Origin of the sequence: Pseudomonas putida, assembly GCF_002741075.1 — a bacterium.
Classification (GTDB): domain Bacteria; phylum Pseudomonadota; class Gammaproteobacteria; order Pseudomonadales; family Pseudomonadaceae; genus Aquipseudomonas; species Aquipseudomonas putida_T.
The window spans coordinates 2,576,978-2,598,344 of the sequence record NZ_CP016634.1 but is presented as its reverse complement, the minus strand read 5'-3'; the positions used below and the strand labels follow the sequence as shown (position 1 = coordinate 2,598,344).

19 protein-coding genes and 2 pseudogenes are annotated in these 21,367 nt (G+C 62.3%); 11 read left to right on the top strand and 10 right to left on the bottom strand.

What is annotated here, in order from left to right:
- Positions 1-64: 64 nt before the first annotated feature.
- The 5 genes from IEC33019_RS12070 to IEC33019_RS12050 form a co-directional block, all read right to left on the bottom strand.
- Complete coding sequence (locus IEC33019_RS12070) at positions 65-766, bottom strand: ABC transporter ATP-binding protein (protein ID WP_043215137.1); 702 nt, start codon at positions 764-766, stop codon at positions 65-67.
- The gene (gene livG / locus IEC33019_RS12065; RefSeq protein ID WP_070094357.1) at positions 767-1,534 is read right to left on the bottom strand and encodes a high-affinity branched-chain amino acid ABC transporter ATP-binding protein LivG; all 768 of its coding nucleotides are present in this window, start codon (positions 1,532-1,534) and stop codon (positions 767-769) included.
- Positions 1,531-2,787 (bottom strand): high-affinity branched-chain amino acid ABC transporter permease LivM, encoded by a 1,257-nt coding sequence (locus IEC33019_RS12060; protein WP_070094356.1) that lies wholly within the window; start codon positions 2,785-2,787, stop codon positions 1,531-1,533. The genes livG and IEC33019_RS12060 overlap by 4 nt, the downstream gene beginning before the upstream one ends.
- Positions 2,784-3,707, bottom strand: a complete 924-nt coding sequence (livH, locus tag IEC33019_RS12055) for a high-affinity branched-chain amino acid ABC transporter permease LivH (RefSeq protein ID WP_043215131.1) — start codon at positions 3,705-3,707, stop codon at positions 2,784-2,786. The genes IEC33019_RS12060 and livH overlap by 4 nt, the downstream gene beginning before the upstream one ends.
- A gap of 221 nt (positions 3,708-3,928) precedes the next feature.
- Positions 3,929-5,047, bottom strand: a complete 1,119-nt coding sequence (locus IEC33019_RS12050; protein WP_070094355.1) for a branched-chain amino acid ABC transporter substrate-binding protein — start codon at positions 5,045-5,047, stop codon at positions 3,929-3,931.
- A 358-nt stretch (positions 5,048-5,405) separates the two neighbouring features.
- Between IEC33019_RS12050 and IEC33019_RS12040 the strand changes: the two genes are divergently transcribed.
- Complete coding sequence (locus IEC33019_RS12040) at positions 5,406-5,711, top strand: DUF2288 domain-containing protein (RefSeq protein WP_070094353.1); 306 nt, start codon at positions 5,406-5,408, stop codon at positions 5,709-5,711.
- A 225-nt stretch (positions 5,712-5,936) separates the two neighbouring features.
- On the opposite strand, the gene IEC33019_RS12035 is transcribed toward IEC33019_RS12040, so the two are convergent.
- Positions 5,937-8,117, bottom strand: coding sequence for a hypothetical protein (locus tag IEC33019_RS12035; RefSeq protein WP_099593581.1), 2,181 nt, complete (start codon positions 8,115-8,117; stop codon positions 5,937-5,939).
- Between the two features lie 124 nt (positions 8,118-8,241).
- Here IEC33019_RS12035 and IEC33019_RS12030 point away from each other — a divergent pair, with 124 nt between their 5' ends.
- Positions 8,242-9,129 carry an NAD(P)-dependent oxidoreductase gene (locus tag IEC33019_RS12030; RefSeq protein ID WP_070094351.1) on the top strand — a complete coding sequence of 296 codons (888 nt, stop codon included), beginning with the start codon at positions 8,242-8,244 and terminating at the stop codon, positions 9,127-9,129.
- On the opposite strand, the gene IEC33019_RS12025 is transcribed toward IEC33019_RS12030, so the two are convergent.
- Positions 9,029-11,293, bottom strand: coding sequence for a putative bifunctional diguanylate cyclase/phosphodiesterase (locus IEC33019_RS12025; RefSeq protein WP_099593579.1), 2,265 nt, complete (start codon positions 11,291-11,293; stop codon positions 9,029-9,031). The two genes, IEC33019_RS12030 and IEC33019_RS12025, sit on opposite strands and share 101 nt — an antisense overlap.
- Positions 11,294-11,546: 253 nt before the next feature.
- Positions 11,547-14,393: an RNA polymerase-associated protein RapA gene (gene rapA, locus IEC33019_RS12020; protein WP_099593577.1), complete on the bottom strand. Its 2,847-nt coding sequence runs from the start codon at positions 14,391-14,393 to the stop codon at positions 11,547-11,549.
- Between the two features lie 117 nt (positions 14,394-14,510).
- Between rapA and IEC33019_RS12015 the strand changes: the two genes are divergently transcribed.
- The 7 genes from IEC33019_RS12015 (at position 14,511) to IEC33019_RS11990 (ending at position 19,386) form a co-directional block, all read left to right on the top strand.
- Complete coding sequence (locus IEC33019_RS12015; protein WP_070094348.1) at positions 14,511-15,209, top strand: M949_RS01915 family surface polysaccharide biosynthesis protein; 699 nt, start codon at positions 14,511-14,513, stop codon at positions 15,207-15,209.
- Between the two features lie 106 nt (positions 15,210-15,315).
- Complete coding sequence (locus tag IEC33019_RS12010) at positions 15,316-15,642, top strand: aspartate-semialdehyde dehydrogenase (protein WP_070094347.1); 327 nt, start codon at positions 15,316-15,318, stop codon at positions 15,640-15,642.
- 60 nt (positions 15,643-15,702) lie between these two features.
- A complete protein-coding gene (locus IEC33019_RS27550; protein ID WP_099593575.1) occupies positions 15,703-15,861 on the top strand; it encodes a hypothetical protein in 159 nt (52 codons plus the stop codon).
- Between the two features lie 134 nt (positions 15,862-15,995).
- On the top strand, positions 15,996-16,112 hold the full coding sequence (ccoM, locus tag IEC33019_RS27995; RefSeq protein ID WP_043215106.1) for a cytochrome c oxidase subunit CcoM: 117 nt from the start codon (positions 15,996-15,998) through the stop codon (positions 16,110-16,112).
- 210 nt (positions 16,113-16,322) lie between these two features.
- Positions 16,323-18,311 (top strand): FUSC family protein, encoded by a 1,989-nt coding sequence (locus tag IEC33019_RS12000; protein WP_070094346.1) that lies wholly within the window; start codon positions 16,323-16,325, stop codon positions 18,309-18,311.
- Positions 18,298-18,504: a DUF1656 domain-containing protein gene (locus IEC33019_RS11995; protein ID WP_070094345.1), complete on the top strand. Its 207-nt coding sequence runs from the start codon at positions 18,298-18,300 to the stop codon at positions 18,502-18,504. The genes IEC33019_RS12000 and IEC33019_RS11995 overlap by 14 nt, the downstream gene beginning before the upstream one ends.
- Before the next feature lie 12 nt (positions 18,505-18,516).
- On the top strand, positions 18,517-19,386 hold the full coding sequence (locus IEC33019_RS11990) for an efflux RND transporter periplasmic adaptor subunit (RefSeq protein WP_070094344.1): 870 nt from the start codon (positions 18,517-18,519) through the stop codon (positions 19,384-19,386).
- Here IEC33019_RS11990 and IEC33019_RS27990 read toward each other — a convergent pair.
- Positions 19,352-19,609, bottom strand: a pseudogene (locus tag IEC33019_RS27990) (SDR family oxidoreductase); the annotation flags it as partial. The gene IEC33019_RS11990 and the pseudogene IEC33019_RS27990 sit on opposite strands and share 35 nt — an antisense overlap.
- Between IEC33019_RS27990 and IEC33019_RS27815 the strand changes: the two are divergent.
- Positions 19,593-19,691, top strand: a pseudogene (locus tag IEC33019_RS27815) (LysR family transcriptional regulator); the annotation flags it as partial. The pseudogenes IEC33019_RS27990 and IEC33019_RS27815 overlap by 17 nt on opposite strands.
- On the opposite strand, the gene IEC33019_RS11975 reads toward IEC33019_RS27815, so the two are convergent.
- On the bottom strand, positions 19,654-20,865 hold the full coding sequence (locus IEC33019_RS11975; RefSeq protein WP_070094343.1) for a GAF domain-containing sensor histidine kinase: 1,212 nt from the start codon (positions 20,863-20,865) through the stop codon (positions 19,654-19,656). The pseudogene IEC33019_RS27815 and the gene IEC33019_RS11975 sit on opposite strands and share 38 nt — an antisense overlap.
- Before the next feature lie 174 nt (positions 20,866-21,039).
- On the opposite strand from IEC33019_RS11975, the gene IEC33019_RS11970 reads away from it, so the two are divergent.
- On the top strand, positions 21,040-21,360 hold the full coding sequence (locus IEC33019_RS11970) for a DUF2025 family protein (RefSeq protein WP_070094342.1): 321 nt from the start codon (positions 21,040-21,042) through the stop codon (positions 21,358-21,360).
- The last annotated feature ends 7 nt before the right edge of the window (positions 21,361-21,367 follow it).

The following is a 21,367-nucleotide window of genomic DNA, read 5'->3' as shown; positions in this document are numbered from 1 at the left end:
ATTGGGCTGTGCGGGCATCAGCCATAAAAAAAGGGCCAAAGGCCCTTTTTCAATCGTAGGTCAATCAGCCACCCAGGTAGGCGTCGCGGACCTTCGGGTCGACCAGCAGCGCTTCACCGGTACCTTGCATCACCACCTTGCCATTCTCCAGCACATAGGCACGGTCGGCGATCTTCAACGCCTGGTTGGCGTTCTGTTCGACCAGGAACACCGTTACGCCGTCACGGCGCAGTTGTTCGATGATGTCGAAGATCTGTTGGATGATGATCGGCGCCAGACCCAGCGACGGCTCGTCGAGCAGCAACAACTTGGGCTTGCTCATCAGCGCCCGGCCGATGGCCAGCATCTGCTGCTCGCCTCCGGACATGGTGCCGCCTCGCTGCACGTAGCGTTCCTTCAGGCGCGGGAACAGCTGCAAGACCTTGTCCAACTGCTCCTGGTAATCGCCCTTGTTGGTGAAGAAACCGCCCATGGCCAGGTTCTCTTCGACGGTCAGGCGGGCGAACACACGACGGCCTTCCGGGACCACCGCGATGCTCTTGCGCATGATGTGCGAGGAGGGCTGGCCGACCAGTTCTTCACCCAGGTACTTGATGCTGCCGCTGTGGGCCTGGGGCGAGCCGCAGAGGGTCATCAGCAGGGTGGATTTGCCGGCGCCGTTGGCACCGATCAAGGTGACGATCTCGCCCTGATTGATCTCCACGTTGACGCTGTGCAGTGCCTGGATCTTGCCGTAGAAGGTGGAAACGTTCTCGAACTTCAGCATTTACGCCTCCCCCAGGTAGGCCTTGATCACATCAGGGTTGCCGCGAATCTCTTCCGGCGTGCCATCGGCCAGGGGCGTGCCCTGGTTGATCACCACGATGTGGTCGGAAATGCTCATCACCAGTTTCATGTCGTGCTCGATCAGCAGTACGGTCACGTTGTGGGATTCGCGCAGGTAGCCGATCAGGGCCTTGAGGTCCTCGGTTTCCTTGGGGTTCAAGCCGGCGGCGGGTTCGTCGAGCATGATGATCCGTGGCTGGGTCATCATGCAGCGGGCGATCTCCAGACGGCGTTGCTGGCCGTAGGCCAAGGTGCCGGCGGTACGGTTGGCGAACTCGGTCAGGTTGACCTTCTCCAGCCAGTATTGCGCGCGTTCCATGGCCTCCTTCTCACTGCGGCGGAAGCTCGGGGTCTTGAACAGGCCGGCGAAGAAGTTGGTGTTCAGGTGGCGGTGCTGGGCGATCAGCAGGTTCTCCAGCGCGGTCATTTCCTTGAACAGGCGCACGTTCTGGAAGGTCCGCACCACGCCCTTGCGGGCGATCTGGTGACCGGCCAGACCCTGGATCGGCTGGCCATCGAGCAGGATGGTACCGCCGCTGGGCTTGTAGAAGCCGGTCAGACAGTTGAAGACGGTGGTCTTGCCGGCGCCGTTCGGGCCGATCAGCGCCACCACTTGTTTCTCCTTGACGGTCAGGCCCACGCCGTTGACCGCCAACAAGCCGCCGAAGCGCATGCTCAGGCCGCTGACTTGCAGAATTTCGCGGCTCATCGACGCAGCTCCATATGTGGACGTTGCATAGGCAGAAGGCCCTGCGGACGCCAGATCATCATCAACACCATCAGGGCACCGAACATCAGCATGCGGTACTCGCTGAACTCACGCATCAGCTCCGGCAGCAGGATCATCACGATGGCCGCCAGGATCACGCCCAACTGCGAACCCATGCCACCCAGCACGACGATGGCGAGGATGATCGCCGACTCGATGAAGGTGAACGACTCCGGTGTCACCAGACCCTGGCGGGCGGCGAAGAAGCTACCGGCGAAGCCTGCGAAGCACGCACCGAGGGTGAAGGCCGACAGCTTGATCACGGTCGGGTTCAGGCCCAGCGCACGGCAGGCGATCTCGTCCTCGCGCAACGCTTCCCAGGCGCGGCCGATCGGCATGCGCAGCAGGCGGTTGATGACGAACAGCGCCAGCAAGGCCAGCAGCAGCGCTACCAAGTAGAGGAAGATGACCTTGTTGATCGAGTTGTACTGCAGGCCGAAGAACTCATGGAAGGTCTGCATTCCCTCGGCGGCACGACGTTCGAAGGTCAGGCCAAAGAACTCCGGCTTGGGGATGTTGCTGATGCCGTTGGGGCCACCGGTCCAGTCGGTGAGGTTACGCAGGAACAGGCGGATGATCTCGCCGAAGCCGAGGGTCACGATCGCCAGGTAGTCACCGCGTAGACGCAGCACCGGGAAGCCGAGCAGGAAGCCGAACGTGGCGGCCATCAAGCCGGCGATCGGCAAGCATACCCAGAAGCTCCAGCCCAGGTAGTGCGAGAGCATGGCGTAGCTGTAGGCGCCGACGGCGTAGAATCCGACATAACCCAGGTCGAGCAGGCCAGCCAGGCCGACCACGATGTTCAGGCCAAGGCCCAGCAACACGTAGATCAGGATCAGTGTGGCGATGTCGACCGCGCCGCGCGAGCCGAAGAACGGCCACACCAGTGCCGCGACGATCAGGCCCATGATCACATAGCGCTGGGTCTTGGGCAGGGTCAGGTAGTTGCTGACGGCCGGTGGAATCAGTTTACGATCCGAGCGGCGACCCATCACCGAATTCCACTGCTTGTCGAACAGCACGCGCAGGAACATCAGCACCGAGCACACGGCGATGATGCTGATGGTGAACGAGCCCTGGGTGTGCACGACCAGGCTGATACCGTCGATGCTTAGTTTCAGGCCCAGCACCGGGAAGGCCACGGCCCATACCAGCAAGGCGCTGAAGAACGCCTGTTTGAGATTTCTGTTCATACTTTTTCAACCTCCGGACGGCCCAGGATGCCGGTCGGCCGGAACAGCAGGACAAGAACCAACAAGCCGAACGCCACGACGTCCTTGTACTGGTCGCCGAAGATATCGGCGCCAAACGCTTCGGCCACGCCCAGCACCAGCCCGCCGAGCATGGCGCCCGGGATGCTGCCGATGCCGCCCAGTACCGCCGCGGTGAAGGCTTTGAGGCCTACCAGGAAGCCGGCGTTGGGGTTGATCACCCCGTACTGCATGCTCAGCAGCACGGCCGCCACCGCCGCCAGCGCGGCGCCGATGACGAAGGTCAGGGCGATGATGTTGTTGGTGTTGATGCCCAGCAGGTTGGCCATCTTGATGTCCTCGGCACAGGCACGGCAGGCGCGCCCCAGGCGGGAACGGGAGATGAACAGGGTCAGGCAGGTCATGGCCACCAGCGTGACCACGAACACCAGGATCTGCATGTAGGACACCAGGACTTCCTCCGCGCCGCCTGGCCCGAACGAGAAGGCGCCCGGAATCAGGTTGGGGATGGATTTGTCCTTGGAATCCTGCGAAAGCAGGACAGTATTTTGCAGGAAGATCGACATACCGATGGCGGAGATCAGCGGGATCAGGCGGTTGCTGTTGCGCAGCGGCCGGTAGGCGACCCGTTCGATGCTATAGCCATAGGCACTGGTGACGAAGATCGTCGCGACGAAGGCGACGGTCATCAGGATCGGCAGCGAATGGATACCCATCATGGCCAGGCCCGCGAGGGCGATGAAGGCCACATAGGAACCGATCATGTACACCTCGCCGTGGGCGAAGTTGATCATGCCAATGATGCCGTACACCATCGTGTAGCCGATGGCGATCAAGGCATAGGTGCTGCCGATGGTCAATCCATTAACCAGTTGTTGGAAGAAATGGTAGATCTCAGGCATTACAGCGCTCCTAAAAACCTGATTTGCATTCGCTGGCGGGTGGTGAACCCGTCCCGCATCGTGGGCTTGGCGACGATGACAGGCACGGCCAGGGAACCGCGGGTGACGGTTTTAAGATTTTCAGGTGAACCCCCTCCCGGATCGCGGGAATCGGGCCCATGAACCTCGTAAAACAAAGCCCACTGCTCACACAGTGGGCTTTCGGTTAGCTAGTCACGCTGTTACTGGGGGGAGACTTCGGTCTTCGGCTTGCCGAAGTGCCATTCGTAGACCACGAACTTGAAGTCCTTCAGATCGCCCTTTTCGTCGAACGACAGGTCGCCGGTCGGGGTCTTGAAGGTGCCTTTGTGGATTTCGGCCGCGACTTTCTCGGCGTCGTCGCTGGTGCCGGCGGCCTTGATGCCGTCAGCGATCACTTGGACGGCGGAGTAGGCCGGGAACACGAACGGGCCACTCGGATCCTGGTTCTTGGCCTTGATGCCGTCGACGATGGCCTTGTTCGCAGGGTCGGCGTCGAACGACTTCGGCAGGGTGACCAGCAGGCCTTCGGAGGCGTTCTGGGCGATCTGCGAGATGGAGTCGTTGCCGACGCCTTCTGGACCCATGAACTTGGCTTTCAGGCCTTTCTCCTGGGCTTGGCGCAGGATCAGGCCCAGCTCTGGGTGATAGCCACCGTAGTAGACGAAGTCGACGTTGTTCTGCTTGAGCTTCTGGATGATCGAGGAGAAGTCTTTGTCACCGGCGTTCAGGCCTTCGAAGACAGCAACCTTGACGTTCTTGCCTTCCAGGGTCTGCTTGACCGCGGTGGCGATGCCTTCGCCGTACTGCTGCTTGTCGTGCAGGACCGCGACGACCTTCGGCTTGACGTGGTCGGCGATGTAGTTGCCGGCGGCAGGGCCCTGGGCGCTGTCCAGGCCGATGGTGCGGAAGATCAGCTTGTAGCCACGGGCGGTGATTTCCGGGCTGGTGGCCGCTGGAGTGATCATGATCACGCCTTCGTCTTCGTAGATATCCGACGCAGGCTGAGTGGAGCTGGAGCACAGGTGGCCGACCACGAACTTCACGCCGTCGTTGACCACTTTGTTGGCGACTGCCACGGCCTGTTTAGGGTCGCACGCGTCGTCGTATTCCTTGGCCTCGAGCATCTTGCCGTCGATACCGCCCTTGGCGTTGATGTCCTCGATGGCTTTTTTCGCGCCGATGAACTGCATGTCGCCATACTGGGTGACCGGACCGGTCTTGGGGCCGGCGATACCAATCTTGATGGTGTCGGCGGCAAACGAATGGCTGGCAACTCCGGCCAGGACCATTGCGGCGAACAGCTTGGAAATCTTGATCATAGTGCTCCACTCATTCTGTTGTAATTCTTATAGTCCTGGCGGCCAGGGCTACAGATCGGGCGGCTCCGGCATGGCCACGCCATGTCGCAAGCCTACCTTCCCCCGGAACATGTCCCGGAACTGTACCGGTACAGTGTAGAGCGCCGTTCGAGCGCTTGAAAAGCGGGCGAAAAGCGCGACTTTCTCCGGGTGTCGCCTGATCGAAATAAAGATACAGAAAAGCGCCATTACTTTGCCTGTATCCTTGGCCCCACCCCACAACTTCAGGGCTGATCGATCAAATTACGTATTTGAAACCGGGTTTTTCTGCAAAAATGCCGACCTTTTCAATTGGCCACATTTTTGCCGGTAGGAACCCATGACTGATCAAGCAAGCACCCTCTATGCCAAATTGCTCGGCGAGACGGCAATCATCGAGTGGAAAGCGCTGGAGCGCTTCTGGGCCAAAGGTGATCTGATTTGGGTCGACCCGAGTCTGGACCTGATCGCCGTTGCCGAGGCGATGGCCGAGAATCGCAGCGAGATCTTCGCCAAGTGGCGCAATGATGGCACTGTCGCGCCCGTCTCCGCAGAGCAGGCACTGGACTTGCAAAGCCGCGATCCAGAGATCTGGGCAGTGGTGGTTTCTCCGTTCATCGTCATCCAAGTGAAGAAACCGGAATAAGCCAACTCTTTTTTAGTGCGCGAAAATGCACAGCGCGCCGCAAGGGGGCGCATTGACGCTCACGTAAGGTGGAAACAAGTAACAACGGCGTGGCGGTTCGGCGTGGCGGTAACAGTTTACGGTATGCGTAATGGATACCCCATTCGAGGCTTCGCCAGCGCCTGCAAAAAACGTGGAAGCTGGCGAAGCCTGCGATGGGCCGCGGCGCGGCCCCAAGGCGTTGCGTTAGTAATCCACCCGTCCGGTGTGGCTGTTCAGGGAGATGACCCGGGTCTTGCCAATCCGGTGACGGAAGATCTCACGCAAGTATTTCACCGCTTTCTTGACGCACTCGCGTGACAGGCGGATGTCGTTGATCGAGACGAAGCGGCTCTTGTCGTTGATCAGCTCGCGGTACTTCTTCTCGTACATCGGTTTGATCGCGTACCAGTTGGTGTCGAGGATCTTGGCCGGGTTTTCGAACTCGTTGAGCAAGTCGTCGATGCGCTCTTCGGCGAAGTGTTCGCTGGTGATGAATTCGAGGATGGCATTGTCCAGGGTGTCATCGAAGCGGTACGGGGTCCGTGCGAAGCAACGCTTGATGAAGGCCACGATCAGTGTCAGGAAGTCGTCCGATAGGCACGGGCTCTTGGCGATCAGGGTGGTCAGCGACAGGTTCGCCGAGGCGCCGATGACCAGCGCATAACGCTTGAGGGTGGTGTTGGGGAACAGGCTGTTGAGGTGGGTCTTGAGCCGGTTCAGGTCCATGTACGACAGCTTGTAGTCCTTGGGCAGCGACACGATCGACACCACCGAGGAGCAGTTCTTGAAGAAGTGCAGGTCGTGCAGGGCCGCGGCGTCATAGCCGGAGGCCTGGTACTGCTCGAGCGCCGCGCGGTAGCGACGTGACTCGATCGGCAGCAGGCTGATGCCTTCGATGGCCTGGGTCTGTTTGTTGAAGTGCGGCAGGTCGATGGAGCGGAAGAACAGATCATCGATGTCCAGTCGCGGGCTTTCCTTCTCGAACACCTTGAACTTGTCCGAAGCCGGCGCAGGGCGTTCCGGCACCACCGATTCGGCATAGGTGATGGCCACAGGGCCTGCCAGGCTCATGAACAGGTCGTTGGCGTCCAGTCGAATGGTTTCGCCGATGTCGATGCCGGCGCGGCGGAAGTAGTTCTGGTCGTAGTCGGTGGTTACCGCCTGGGCCGTGAGGATGTTGAAGATTTGCTGGGAGATGTACTGGTTGGCGTGCTTCTCCATGGCGTTGACGTCGATGTTCTGGATCGTGCCGTCGTCGCTTTCCTCGGCATAGCGCATGATGTCGTTGGAGATCAGCATCATGGCATTCCAGGGGCGGATGCGCCCCATGACGCTGGCTTCGCTGCTGTCTTCGTTGTCGAAGTTGTATGAGAAGTCCCATTCTTCCGACAGGTATTTGCACAGTAGGCGCCCGGCATTGATATGCAGTGCCTCGGACATCTCGCTGCGGTGGTCGGAGATGTTCGGCAGCACGCAGATGCCGCTGGTGAAGATCGGCTCGAAGACGAACGAGTGACCGCTCTTGCCGTCGTTCTCGTCGGCTGGCTTGGTGTCGAAGGTCTTGTTCATGTACGAGTACTGCTGGGCCAGACCGAACTCCGAGGCCATGCCCGAGCCGGTACCGCCGCCGGCGCTGAAGATGTAGAAGTACAGGCGCGACTGGTTGGCCTTGATGCCGCAGGAGTCGATCAGGTACGAGTGGATCAGTTTCCAGTCGGCGCTGGAGAAGCGCTGGGTGTCCTTGTTGAGGATGATCTTGGCCAGGTACTGGCCCAGGATCGGCGCGTTACCGGCTCCGCCGGCATGGACTTCGGACAGGTCCATGATCTTCATCTTGCTGTAGTCGCGTAAAAAACCACCGCGCTCGCCTTGGCGGGAGAAGCGGATGCGCCCGGCAATGTCCTTGTCCAGGTCGCCGAGCATCACCAGCGGCTCCACCAGAAACACCGGTTTCATGGCCTTGTTCTGCACCAGACGCAGGTTCTGACGGATCCAACGCGCGGGGCTGTAGCCGGTCTCGCTCTTGAGCCGATCTTCGTTGTTGAACTCATTGAGGAAGAAGGTGCGGGCGTTGTAGACCAGCTCGGCCACGTCCAGGGCGATGTTCGAGCCGCAGCGGCCCAGGCCGATCAGGCACACCGACGGGAACTGCTGCTCCAGGCGCAGCTGGTTCTCATCCTCGGCGTGCAGGTTCTGCGGGAACACCAGGTCGCGCAGGCCATCGAGGTTATCGAGGATGCGTTGGATGTCCGGCTCGGTGTAGTACAGGTACTGCTGCGCCGGCGCACTGCGCACGGGCGCAAGGTCCCGGGCGGCACCCGTGGGCAGAGGGGAGGGGATCGACGACTCGGGCACCGCATTGGCAGAAGTGTTTGTTGGGGTCATAGTGCGCCATTTGCCTTGGGTGGTGGGCCGTCGGACAGTTATGTCATCTAGCCATCACGGGTGGGATTACGCGACTGTATCGTCTGTTTGTCATGCTTCTTTAATCGTCTGCTTGGAGTTGTTCATGAGTACTGCATTGCCTTCGCTGGGGTTCGCCGGAATCGGTTTGATGGGGCTGCCGATGTGCCGGCGCCTGTTGGCGGCGGGTTACCCGCTGACGGTCTGGAACCGCAACCGGCAAAAGTGCGCCGAGCTGGTAGCAGCCGGGGCGCGCCAGGCAGCCAGCCCCGCCGAGTTGTGCCGTGACACGGACATCGTGCTGCTGTGCCTGGCCGACACGGCCGTAGTGCGTGAGGTGGTGTTCGGTGAGCAAGGCATCGCCCAGGGCGGGCGCGACGGCCAGCTGTTGGTGGACTTCTCCAGCCTGGAGCCGACCGCCACCCGCGAGATGGCGGCTGAGCTGGCAGCGCTGTGTGGCATGACCTGGCTGGATGCGCCGGTCTCCGGCGGTACCCCCGGGGCCGAGGCTGGCACGCTGGCGATCATGGTGGGTGGCGAGGCGCAGGATCTGGAGCGCGTGCGCCCGGTGCTGTTGAACCTGGGCCAGAGGGTCACGCACATGGGCGGTGTGGGCGCTGGCCAGGTAACCAAGGCCTGCAACCAGATGATCGTGGCCTGCAACGCGCTGGTCATCGCCGAGGTTGTCGCGCTGGCCGAGCAATCGGGCGTTGACGCGCGACTGATCGCCGAGGCGCTGGCAGGGGGCTTTGCCGACTCCAAGCCGCTGCAGATCCTGGCGCCTCAGATGGCTGAGAGCCGTTTCGAGCCGATCAAGTGGCATGTGCGCACGTTGCTCAAGGACCTGGACACGGCGGTGAAGTTCTCCCGCGAGCAGGGTTCAGCGACGCCGATCAGTGGCCTGGCTGCGCAACTGATGCGTTTGCACGGTAGCCAGGGGTATCTGCAAAAAGATCCCGCGACACTGGTAGCGCTGTATCGCAGCAAGGACTGAGCGCTGGCTCCTGAGCGTCGAGCCGGTCGAGGATCGGCCGCAGCTCGGCCAGCGGTACCGGGCGGCTGAGCAGGTAGCCCTGAAGGAAATCACAACCGTGGGCGGCGAGGAAGGCGTGTTGCTCGATGGTCTCGACGCCCTCGGTGACCACCTGCAGGTGCAGGGTGTGGGCCATGATGATGATCGCCTGGACAATCTCGCGATCTTTCTGGCTCCCCGGCACGTCCTGGATGAACGAACGATCGACCTTGAGCACGTCCAGCGGCAGGCGCCGCAGGTAGGCCAGCGATGAATATCCCGTGCCGAAATCGTCGATCGACAGGGCCACGCCTTGGGCGCGGATGCGCTTGAGCAGGCTGACGACGCGCTGGATATCGCCCATCAAAGCGTTCTCGGTGACCTCCAGCTCCAGTTGGCGAGCAGACACCCCAGCCTGGAACAGCGCCATTTCCACTTCATTGGGCAACTCTTCGCGACCAAGGGTCACCGCTGAGCAATTGACCGTAACCTTGAGATTGCGATAACCGTGACGGTTGAGCTGGGCCAGGTCATGACAGGCTCGGCGCAGCACCCACAGGTCTAGGTCGGCGATCAGGCCATTGGTTTCGGCGATACCGATGAAACGGTCCGGGCTGAGCAGGCCATGTTGGGGATGCTGCCAGCGCACCAGGGCTTCGAGCTTTGCGACCTGACCATTGTGCAGGTCGAAGATCGGCTGGTAGTGAACGCACAGCCCCCGTTCTTCGAGCAGGGCCACGCGCAGTTCTTCTTCCAGTTGCAACTCCAGGGTCGCGCGCGTTTTGAGGGTGCTGTTGAAGAAGTTCAGGCTCTTGCGCCCGCAGCCCTTGGACTGGTACAGCGCCAGGTCGGCGTTCTTGAGCAGTTCTTCGGCGGTGCGTCCGTCATCGGGAAAAATACTGATGCCGATGCTGGTGGTCATGACCATGCGCCGACCACCCAGGTCGATGGGGTCTTTCATTCGCTGCATGATGCGCTGGGCCAGGTGACGCGCTTCGTCGCGGCTGTTGAGGCTGGTGACGATGCAGAACTCGTCGCCGCCAAAACGTGCCACCAGATCCTGGTTGCGGGTGGCGGCCTTGATGTGGCCGGCAATGACCTTGAGCAGCTCATCGCCTGCAGCATGGCCAAGGCTGTCGTTGATCCGCTTGAAGTGATCGATATCCAGGAACATCACCGCCAGTCGGTTTTCGTTGTTGGCGTGTTCGCAAAGGCGTTCGGCGAAGACTTGATTGAAGCCACGACGGTTGACCAGGTTGGTCAGGGCATCGTAATGGGCGGCCTGCTGCAGGGAGGCGCGCGCCTGATCTAGCTGGCTGAGCAGAACGTTGACCCTACGCAGGTCGTGCTCCTTGCTTTGCAGTTTCCTGTCCGACAGAGCGGCGCTGATGCTGCTGCCGCTGATCAGGAGGGTGATGAAGGCGACGGTCAGACCCAGCTGCAGGCTGTTGTCGGCCGACGGCAGGTGCAGGGCACTGTCGGCGGGCACCACCAGCGTCATGGCGGCCATGTTGATGAAGTGCGTGCCGATCAGGCCGCCGGCTACTAACACGCTGGCGGCATACTTGCTGGCCAGGTGCAGGGTGCCACTGCCCTGGCTGAAATAGCGTCCCATCGACAGCATCAACAGGCTGGCGCCGAGGGTGATGGCGAGGGCCAGGAGCGTCAGGCCGGGCTGATAGAACTGGTCTGCGTTGATCTGTAGCCCAGCCATGCCCGCGAAATGCATGAGCACGATGCCCAGCCCGGTCAGCAATGCGCTCTGCACATAATGGCCCAGGCGCATTTCGGCGCGATCGAGGCTGTTCATCGCGAACCAGGCGGTGAGCAGGGCGATCAGCAGCGACAAGCCGGTCATGGTCACGTCATAACGCACAGCTACCGGTGTCTGCAGGGCCAGCGTGCTGATGAAGTGCAGCGCCCATATACCGGCGGCCAGGCAGCAGGCGCCCAGCACACGCCATTGCCGCCGGGCCATCGGGTCTTCGCTCTGGCTCTGGCGTTCGGCCATCTCCAGCGTCGCGAAACAGGCGATGCAGGCTACCCCATAGGCGAGCAGAACCAGCAGAGGATCGTGGCGGCAGTCCAGGAAGATTTGACCGGTAGTCGGCAGCTTGGCGAATAATTGCAGTCCCAACCACTCCATTGCGTGCCTCTTCGTCGAGTTTGCACTCGTCCCCAAAAAAGCCGGAGGAGACCGTTCTGCTGCAGTATAGAAATGAGTGGTTAAGCCTTCCTGATTAATGGCACTTTGATTTCAACCATTTGGATATTGGCTTAATAGCGGGGGGATCTAAGCTTGGCAGGGCCAGCCTCGACACGTCATCAGACGATGTAGAAGCTGGCACAGCCTGCGATGGGCCGCGATGCGGCCCCGGAGCGACCAAGGGGCCGCTGATTCAGCCTGCGACCAGTACGCGGATCGCTTCCAGGCGAAGAGCGGCCTTTTCCAGCATGGCCAGGCCTTCTTCGCGCTGCTTGCGCAGGGCGTCGATTTCGCTGTCGCGCACGCTCGGGTTGACTGCTTTGAGTGCAGTCAGACGGGCCAGATCCTCGTCGGCTTCGGCAGCCAGGCGGCGTTGTGCTTCGGCCACGCGCTCGACATGGCTTGGCATGACCTTGGCTTCGCCACCGGCGATGCGCTTGGCCAGTACATCGCGCTGGGCCTGGACGAACTTGTTGGCGCTGGCCTTGGGCACGCTTTCCAACTGGTCATTGAGGGTTTCGAAGGCCACGCGTGGGCTCAGGTCGTTGCCGTTGGCATCGAGCAGGCAGCGCAGGGCTGCCGAGGGCAGATAGCGACCCAGTTGCAGGCTGCGAGGAGCGACCACTTCGCTGACATAGAGCAGCTCGAGCAGCACGGTGCCGGGCTTGAGCGCCTTGTTCTTGATCAGCGCCACCGCGGTGTTGCCCATGGAGCCGGACAGCACCAGGTCCATGCCACCCTGGACCATGGGGTGTTCCCAGGTCAGGAACTGCATGTCCTCGCGTGACAGCGCCTGGTTGCGATCGTAGGTGATGGTCACGCCTTCGTCGTCACCCAGCGGGAAGCTGGCGTCGAGCATCTTCTCGCTCGGCTTGAGGATCAGGGCGTTTTCCGAATGATCTTCGCTGTCGATGCCGAAGGCGTCGAACAGGGTCTCCATATAGATGGGCAGGGCGAACTGGTCGTCCTGTTCGAGGATTGCCTCCACCAGCGCCTGACCTTCACCTGCACCGCCGGAATTGAGCTCCAGCAGGCGGTCGCGACCGCTGTGCAGTTCGGCTTCCAGGCGTTCACGCTCTGCACGGGCTTCATCGACCAGCGCCTCCCAGGCCTTGCTGTCCCCGCCTTCGAGCAGCGATAGCAGACGTGGGCCGAACTGGTGCTGCAGGGCATTGCCGGTTGGGCAGGTGGCCAGGAAGGCGTTCAGGCCCTGGTGGTACCACTGGAACAAGCGCTCCTGCGGGCTGTCCTGCAGGTAGGGGATGTGCAGTTGGATGGTGTGCTTCTGGCCGATGCGGTCCAGGCGGCCGATACGCTGTTCGAGCAGGTCGGGATGCGCCGGCAGATCGAACATCACCAGGTGGTGGGCGAACTGGAAGTTGCGGCCTTCGCTGCCGATTTCCGAGCAGATCAGCACTTGGGCGCCGAACTCTTCGTCAGCGAAGTAGGCTGCCGCGCGGTCACGCTCCAGGATGCTCATTCCCTCATGGAACACCGTGGCCGGAATGCCTGAGCGCACGCGCAGGGCGTCTTCCAGGTCCATGGCGGTCTCGGCGTGGGCGCAGATCACCAGCACCTTGGTGCGCTTGAGCATCTTCAGGGTGTCGATCAGCCAGTCGACCCGAGGATCGAAGCGCCACCAGCGCTCGTCGTCGCTGGTCTCACCCTGGGCTTGGAAGGCCACTTCCGGGTAAAGCTCGGCACGTTCGCCGCTCGGCAGTGCGTGGTACTGCTCCGGGTTGGCCAGCGGGTAGGGGTGCAGTTGGCGCTCTGGGAAGCCTTGGATCGCTGCGCGGGTGTTACGGAAGAGCACGCGGCCGGTGCCGTGGCGGTCGAGCAGCTCGCGGATCAGGCGTGCGCTGGCCTGGCTGTCGCCATCGGTGACGGCGGCCAGCAGGGCTTCGCCCTCGGCACCGAGGAAACCCTCGATGGTGGCGTGGGCCTTGGGCGACAGACGGCCTTCGTCGAGCAGTTCCTGAACGGCTTCGGCCACCGGGCGATAGTGCTCGCTCTCGGCGCGGAAGGCGGCCAGGTCATGGAAACGGTTGGGGTCGAGCAGGCGCAGGCGGGCGAAGTGGCTGTCCTGGCCCAATTGCTCGGGAGTGGCGGTGAGCAGCAGTACGCCCGGGATGACCTGGGCCAGTTGCTCGACCAGGGCGTACTCGGGGCTTGCCTGTTCTTCGTGCCACACCAGGTGGTGGGCTTCGTCGACGACCATCAGGTCCCAGCCGGCAGCGAACAGCGCGTCCTGGGCCTTTTCGTCCTCGACCAGCCATTCCAGGGCTACCAGGGCGAGCTGGGCATCTTCGAACGGGTTGCTGGCGTCGCTTTCGATGAAGCGCTCGGCATCGAATAGCGCCACTTGCAGGTTGAAGCGCCGACGCATCTCCACCAGCCATTGGTGCTGCAGGTTTTCCGGTACCAGGATCAGCACGCGGCTGGCGCGCCCGCACAGCAGTTGGCGATGGATCACCAGGCCTGCCTCGATGGTCTTGCCCAGGCCTACTTCGTCGGCCAGCAGGACCCTTGGTGCAATACGGTCGGCCACTTCGCGGGCGATGTGCATCTGGTGCGCGATCGGCTGGGCGCGGCAGCCGCCCAAACCCCAGAGGGTCGAGAGCATCTGCTTGCTGGTGTGCTGCAGGGTGTTGTAGCGCAGGGAGAACCACGACAGCGGGTCGATCTGCCCGGCGAACAGGCGGTCGCTGGCCAGACGGAACTGGATGAAGTTAGACAGCTGGGTCTCCGGTAGGACGCGTGCCTGGTTCTGGCCATCAAGGCCGTGGTAGACCAGCAGGCCATCGGCATCCTCGACCTCGCGCACGGTCAGCTTCCAGCCCTCGAAGTGAGTGATCTGGTCGCCAGGCGAGAAGCGCACGCGGGTCAGCGGCGCATTGCGCAGGGAATACTGACGGGTGTCGCCAGTGGCCGGGTAGAGCACGGTCAGCAGGCGGCCATCCTGCGCCAGGATGGTCCCCAGGCCGAGCTCGGCTTCGCTGTCACTGATCCAGCGTTGCCCCGGTTGATACTGCTGCGCCATACTGCCTGAACTCCCGCGATGAAAAAGCCGACTATGTTAACGGATAGGCCGAGTAGACCAAAGAGTCTAGCTGCTTCATCGACGAATACCGTTGCGTAACGAGGGCTCCACGCCACCATGCTTGCCAAGCACCGCTGGTTGAATGCCTCCCTGGCCATGGGCAGCTTGCTGCTGGCTGCCTGTAACCAGAAAAACTTCGAGACCTTGCCGCCGATTCCGGCCGAACAGCTGGAAGTGCTGGGCGTGCAGACCCCCATCAAGAGCGTGCATTTCCGTGATCGCGACGGCGAAGGTCTATTGGTGCTTAGCCGCACCGATGGCCAAGCCACCGACGCCGAAACCGAACAGGAAGTCGACAAGGTGGTGCTCAAGGCCACCCTCTATGGGCGCAGCGCGGACGGGGATGCGTTCACGTCACGCTGGCAGATCGAACAGGAGACCAGTTGCCCAGGGCTGGACCTGGACGTGGACTTCTACACCGATGTCAGTGATGTCAGTGACCTGAACAAGGACGGTGTCGCCGAGCTGACCGTGGCCAGCCATGCCTTCTGTGGTGGCGGTATCGACCCCCACGACATCGCCATCGAGATGCGTGAGGGGCAGGCGGTCTACAGCATTACCGGCCAGTCACTGATCACGCCGGCCGGTGAGGAACCGGTCGGCGGCGAGCGCGAGGACAGCGCCTCGCTCAAGAATGCGCCGCAAGTGTTGCGTGATCACATGGATGCGGTGTGGCAGCAGGTCTACAAGCGGCCTTGGAGCGAAGCCAGCCCCCCGAACGACGAGCCGACCGAGGACGACGTCGAGGTCGAGTGAGTGGTGCTCTATACTCCGGGCACCCTGTGCATGAAGGGAGCGTTGCGTGCGGTCGCTCAAGGCGGCTGAGCGCTGGCCGATATAGAGGTAACAGGAGACGATTTCCATGCTGCCGCCCATCATTCCGCTCAGTGCCGCGCCGGTGACCTCGCAACAGGATCCGGTCAAACCGACCCCGAACATTCCGCCGGTGGTTCCCGCGCAGCCCAGCTCCAGTGAGGGCACCATCGACCTGCGCCACCAACGCGACCCCCAGGAGCAGGCCCTGTTGCTGCGTGAAGAGCAGCGCCGCCAGCAGCAGCGTCGGCAAAAAGGCCAGGACGAGCCGTTCAGCGCCGTGCCGGAGGATGAGCTCAACGCTGACAACACCGTGCCGGTATCGCCCCTGGGCGAGCGCCCGCGCCAAGGGCTGCTGGTGGATATCGAAGTCTGAGCTGGTCAGTACCGGCGTCAGGCTTCATCATGCAAGCCTCTGCTGTCAGTCGAGCCCGCCATGAGCCAAGACAACCTGATCGATTTCGATGCCGAGCGCAGCAAGCGCATCCATGACCTCAAGGAAAAGCGCCTGAACGAAGTGCGCCAGGCCTTCGAACAGGCCATGCCGTTGGGCAAGCCTAAGAAAAAGCCCAAGGGCAAGCCGAAAAAACGCTGAAATTTGACCCACGTCAAATCTGCACCCGCCTCGCGTGCCCGCCCCCGGGCACCATTGACGCCCGTCAATTTTTTCCGTTCCCGCATTCGTTACCTTGCACCCATCGGACAACGGCAAACGAATGGGAGGCCGACATGTTCTTCGACAACGTGGTTATCGCCGGTGTGGTAACGGTCGGATTGATGTTGGTGTTCTTCGCCGGTCTGGGCATTTTCATCTGGAAGGACTCAAGCAAGCGCAAGTCGCGCTGATCCTTTCCGATTCTCGAGCACGCAAGGCATTTAGGGCGACTTCGGTCGCCCATTTTTTTGCCTGTGTTTTTTGCTATCCGCGTAACTGCTGATGCAGACGGAGCGGAGGTGGATCCAGAATGATGCTTAGCTAGCTAATTAAACGATTCCGCTTTATCCTTGCGCCGTTGTCTATCGTTCATCCATTACCGCTGCGCAAGGCCCGATTCCGTGCCCATCACCCTCACGGCCCTTTTTGCTCCCACCCCCCTCGCTGTCAAGTTCGCCATCAAGACCTTGCTCGGTGGGGGGCTGGCGCTGTGGCTGGCCATGCGGTGGGGCCTGGAGCAGCCGTCCTGGGCGTTGATGACGGCTTTCATCGTCGCCCAGCCGCTGTCTGGCATGGTCGTGCAAAAGGGCCTGGCCCGGCTGGCTGGGACCTTGGTGGGCACGTTCATGTCGGTGGTGTTCATGGGCCTGTTCGCCCAGGCGCCTTGGTTGTTTCTGCTTACCCTGGCGTTGTGGCTGGCGCTGTGCACGGCGGCGTCCACTCAGTTGCGTAGCGCCTGGGCCTACGCGTTCGTGCTGGCCGGCTATACCGTTGCGATCATCGCCTTGCCGGCGATCAGCCATCCGCTGCAAGTGTTCGACCAAGCCGTGGCGCGCTGTACCGAGATCTGCCTGGGGATCGTCTGCGCCACCGCCACCAGCGCCTTGCTATGGCCGCTGCGGGTCGAACAGCAACTCGCAGGTCAGGCACGCCAGGCCTGGCAGAACGGCCTGAAGGCTTGCAGCGCCATGCTTGGAGGCGAGGACGAAGCGCGTAAAGGACTGCTGGAAATCCTTGGTCGAATCGTCGCCATCGATGCCCAGCGCGAACACGCCTGGTTCGAAGGACACCGCGGCCGTCAGCGCGCCCGGGCCATCCGTGGGTTGAGCCAGAAACTGATGATGCTATTGCGTCTCGCCCGCTCGGTGAGGCGTCAGTGGCGCCAGCTCGACGAGGCCGAGGCCGGTCGGCTGGCGCCGTGGCTGCAGGAGGTTCGCGTGCAACTGGCCGCCCCCGAGTTGCCGAATCTGTTGCTGTTGCGCCAACGCCTCTGGGATGCAGCCCATGATGAACAGATCAGTTCTGCCGAGCATTATTGCCTGGCGCGCCTGACCCTGTTGCTGGATTTCGCCATGGCCGCGACCCAGGCCTTGCAGGACGTTGAGCAGGGCAGGGCACCGAAGGAGGTGTCGCAGAGCCTGGCCGCTCACCGGGACTTGCCGTTGGCACTGCTGTTTGGATCGCGCAGTGCCCTGGCGTTCCTGGCCATGAGCAGTTTCTGGCTGGCCACCGCATGGCCGGCGGCGCCGGGCGGGTTGGTGCTCACCTGTGTGGTCTGCAGTTTGTTCGCCAGCCGTGAGAACGGCGCGCAGATCGGCTTGAGTTTCTTGCGTGGGATTCTCCTGGCGATCCCGGTGGCGTTTCTGGTGGGGCAGATCCTTCTGCCTCAGTGGAGCAGCTTTGCGATGCTTTGCCTGGGAATGGGTGTGCCGCTGTTCTTCGGTGCCCTGGGCATGGCCCACCCACGCACGGGGGCCACTGCGACCTCGTATTGTCTGCATTTCATCGTGCTGGTGGCGCCACTGAACATCATGCATTTCGACGTGGCGGCCATGCTCAACAGTGCCCAGGCCATGTTGCTCGGCGTGGGCGCGGCAGTCCTGGCATTTCGACTGTTGGTGCTGCGCCATCCGGCCTGGCTCGGTCGACGCCTGCGCAAGGCAACCCAGGGGGATCTGGTACGCCTGACGCGTCGTGATCTTCGGGGGGCCGACAGCTGGTTCGGCGGGCGCATGGCCGACCGCCTGATGCAACTGGCGCGGCACGCCAGCGAGCTGCCGGAAGCTGAGCGCAAGCGGTGGGACGATGGCTTGCACGGCTTGGATATCGGCGATGAGCTGGTGCATTTGCGCATGTGCCTGGCTGTGGCCCAGGCACCGCTGGGGGCTGCCGAGCGTCATTACCTGCAACAGCTGGAGGCGGTGCTCGCCAGCGGCCCGGCACCGGGCCGTGGTCAGCGCTTGGACGCGGCCAGTGAACAGTTCATCGAGGCCCTGCGCCGCCAGCCGCCCAGCGACCCGCTGCGCCTGGCCATCGGCGCGGTACTGCAATTGCAGAGGAGCTGGGGCAAGTGGTGCCGCCGGCAGGAGGAAATCCATGGGCTTGCGTGAGTGGGCGCTGGGCGGCGTGCTGCTCAGCCCGTTTCTGGTCTATGTGCTGATGGCCCTGGCCCTGACCGGTTTGCTGCGCCTGCTGGTACAGGCCACACCCTTGGGGCGTTGGATCTGGCACGAGGCCTTGTTCGATGCCGCATTGTTCGTTTGTATCCTGTCCCTGGTGGTGCACCTGTTGGGACCTTTGTAAGGAGTGAAGTCCATGCGTACAGCCGCACGTACCCTGGTCACCTTGTGTGTGGTGGCGCTGGCGGTGTTTGCCGGCTATCACCTTTGGCAGTACTACATGCTCACCCCCTGGACGCGGGATGCGCGGGTACGCGCCGATGTGGTGGTCATCGCTCCGGACGTCTCCGGCTGGGTGCGTGAGCTGAAGGTCCATGACAACCAGCAGGTCAAGGCGGGCGATGTGCTCATGAGCATCGATCGTGAGCGCTTTCAGGCCGCCTACGATCAGGCCAGCGCCGTGGCCGAGACCCGTGGCCAGCAGTTGCGCCTGCGTGAGCGCGAGGCGGCACGTCGCACGGCGCTCGGCCCGGAGGCCATCAGCGCCGAGCTGCGCGAGAACGCCCAGATCAACGCGGCGATCGCCCGTGGCGAACTGCATGAAGCCCAGGCGCAGTTGCAGGTCGCCAAGATCAACCTGGACCGCAGTGAAGTGCGCGCGCCGCGTAGCGGGCATATCACCAACCTGCGCCTGGCCCAGGGCAACTACGTCAATACCGGGCAATCGGTGATGGCCTTGGTGGACGACTCGACCTTTTATATCCAGGCCTATTTCGAGGAAACCAAGTTGCCGCGCATTCGCGTGGGCGACCCGGTCAAGGTCTGGCTGATGGGCGCGGGTGAGTCGATGGACGGACACGTGCAGAGCATCAGCCGCGGCATCACCGACAGCAACAGCAACCCCGACAGCCAACTCCTGCCGGAGGTCGAGCCGACCTTCAACTGGGTGAGGCTGGCCCAGCGGATCCCGGTGCGCATTCGTCTGGATCAGATCCCGGAAGGCATGAACCTGAGCGCGGGCATGACGGCCAGCGTGCAGGTTCATGAGGCGAAGGCACAGCGCTAAGTGCCCGGTTCATACCTTTCATGGCTGTGCAGGCGGCATGGCCGGGCAGGGCGAAGCGGGTCAGCCCGATCGAGATGTTGACGATGCGCCCTCCGTCGCCCAGCAGCGGCAGCAGGCGCCGGATCAGGAAGAACGGCCCTTTGAGCTGGATATTCAGCAACTGGTCGAACGAGGCTTCGCGGGTTTAGGTGAACGGCACGTCCAGGTCGATGCCGGTGTCATTGCTGTATGCACGTCAGCGCCACGTACCACGTTGGGTCCAGGCGTTCATGAACTGGCTGGAGCTGCTGACGTCCCAGGTCGATCGACCGGCAGACGGAAACTGAAGAGCGTGCCTGTCTGGAGGTTGGACACCACGTCCATGCGTCCCCCATGGGCCAGGGCAATCTGGTTGGCGATATAAAGCCCCAGGCCCAGCCCTTGTTGCGGCCTGCTGGATAGTGGCCGAGAAAATGGTTGGAACAACTGCCCCATGGTATGGGCAGGGATCGGTTCGCCCAGGTTGTGCACGCTGAGCACGAAGGTGCCGTCGCGCACCATGGCGGTGATGGTCACGGGGCCGTCAGGTGCACCGTGGGTCAGGGCATTGGCAATCAGGTTGGAAAGCAGTTGCGTTACCCGTTCCCGATCGCAGTACAGGCCCCCCAGGTCGCCGATGTTCAGTACGATCTGGCGCCGCGGGTGCACATGCTGCAACTCCGAGGCGACGTGGCTGAGGGCGTCGCGCAAATCATGGCAGGGCTGTAGGTTGAGGCTGATGCCGGTACCGAGGCGGCCACGGGCGAAGTCGAGTACGTCACGCACCAACTGTGAGGCGCGTCTGCCGGAGGTGAGGATGTGTCGGGCGATGGCGCGGTTGCGCTCGTCTGGCAGGCGTTGGACGAGCAACTCGGCGCCCGCGGTGATGGCGAACAGCGGGTTGCGTAGATCATGACCGAGCACCGCGATGAACTGCTCACGGACCTCGGCCATGGCTCGCTCTTCTTGGAGGGCACGTTCAGTGCGTTGGGCGCTTTGCTCGCTTTCTATCTGAATCGCCAGCAGGCGCGCAAAGGACTCCATCATCGGCTGGATCGCGCTACCTTTGAGCGGTGCCGGTTGTGAGTCGAGGGCGATGATGGTGCCGAAGAAGCTGCCATCGATGCGTAGCACCGGCACCGAGATGTAGCTTTCGAAACGGTAGATCCGCGGGGCGTGATGCTGGCTGTACTGCTCGTCCCGGCTGGCCTGGTCGATCACGATGGTCTGCTGACTGCTGCGGGTTTCTTGGCAAAGGGTCGTGGTCACGTCCAGTTCATCACCGGGTCGCAGGCCCATGCCCAGGTTGTCCAGCACAGCGCAGGCGACCCAATTGTTCTCGGTGACCCGCGCCACGGCGGCAAAGCGCAGGCCTGTGGTCTCGCAGATCACCTGCAGAATGGCCGGTACGGCGTTGATGCGGCCAATGATGGCGATGTCGGCACTGAGGTCGATGGCCATGACGGTCCAATGCCCGTGGTGGTGGGAATGTCAGTCTAGCGGGCCGGCCGGTGAGGCATGGAAAAACTTGGCGAACGGTCTGCCACATGCGCTAGGCTGGCTCTGCGCGTTGCCCGAGAAGAGGCGACCGCCCCGCCCGGCGTGCGTCCTTTCGAGATCAATTGCGAGGTACGTATGACCATCACATCGTTGGATATCTGCAATGCCGCCGACCAGCTCACCGGCTTCGTCGGATTTCATGGCAAGCGCGGCACCCATATCGTGCGCTTTAGCGAAGACGCCTTTGGCATGGATGTGGCCGACGACAGCATCACCCCCTGCAGCGAATTCGTCTGGCGCCCCCAGCAGGGCACACGCATGGCCCTGTGCCGTGAACGTCTGGCGCTGCTGCTGGCCCAGCATGTGGATGATCGGCTGAACATCGGCGAGCCGCTGCGCATTTACCTGCGTCGTAGGGATCTTCCGGAAATCGTCGCTGAGCGTCGGTTGCGGTGAGCGCAAG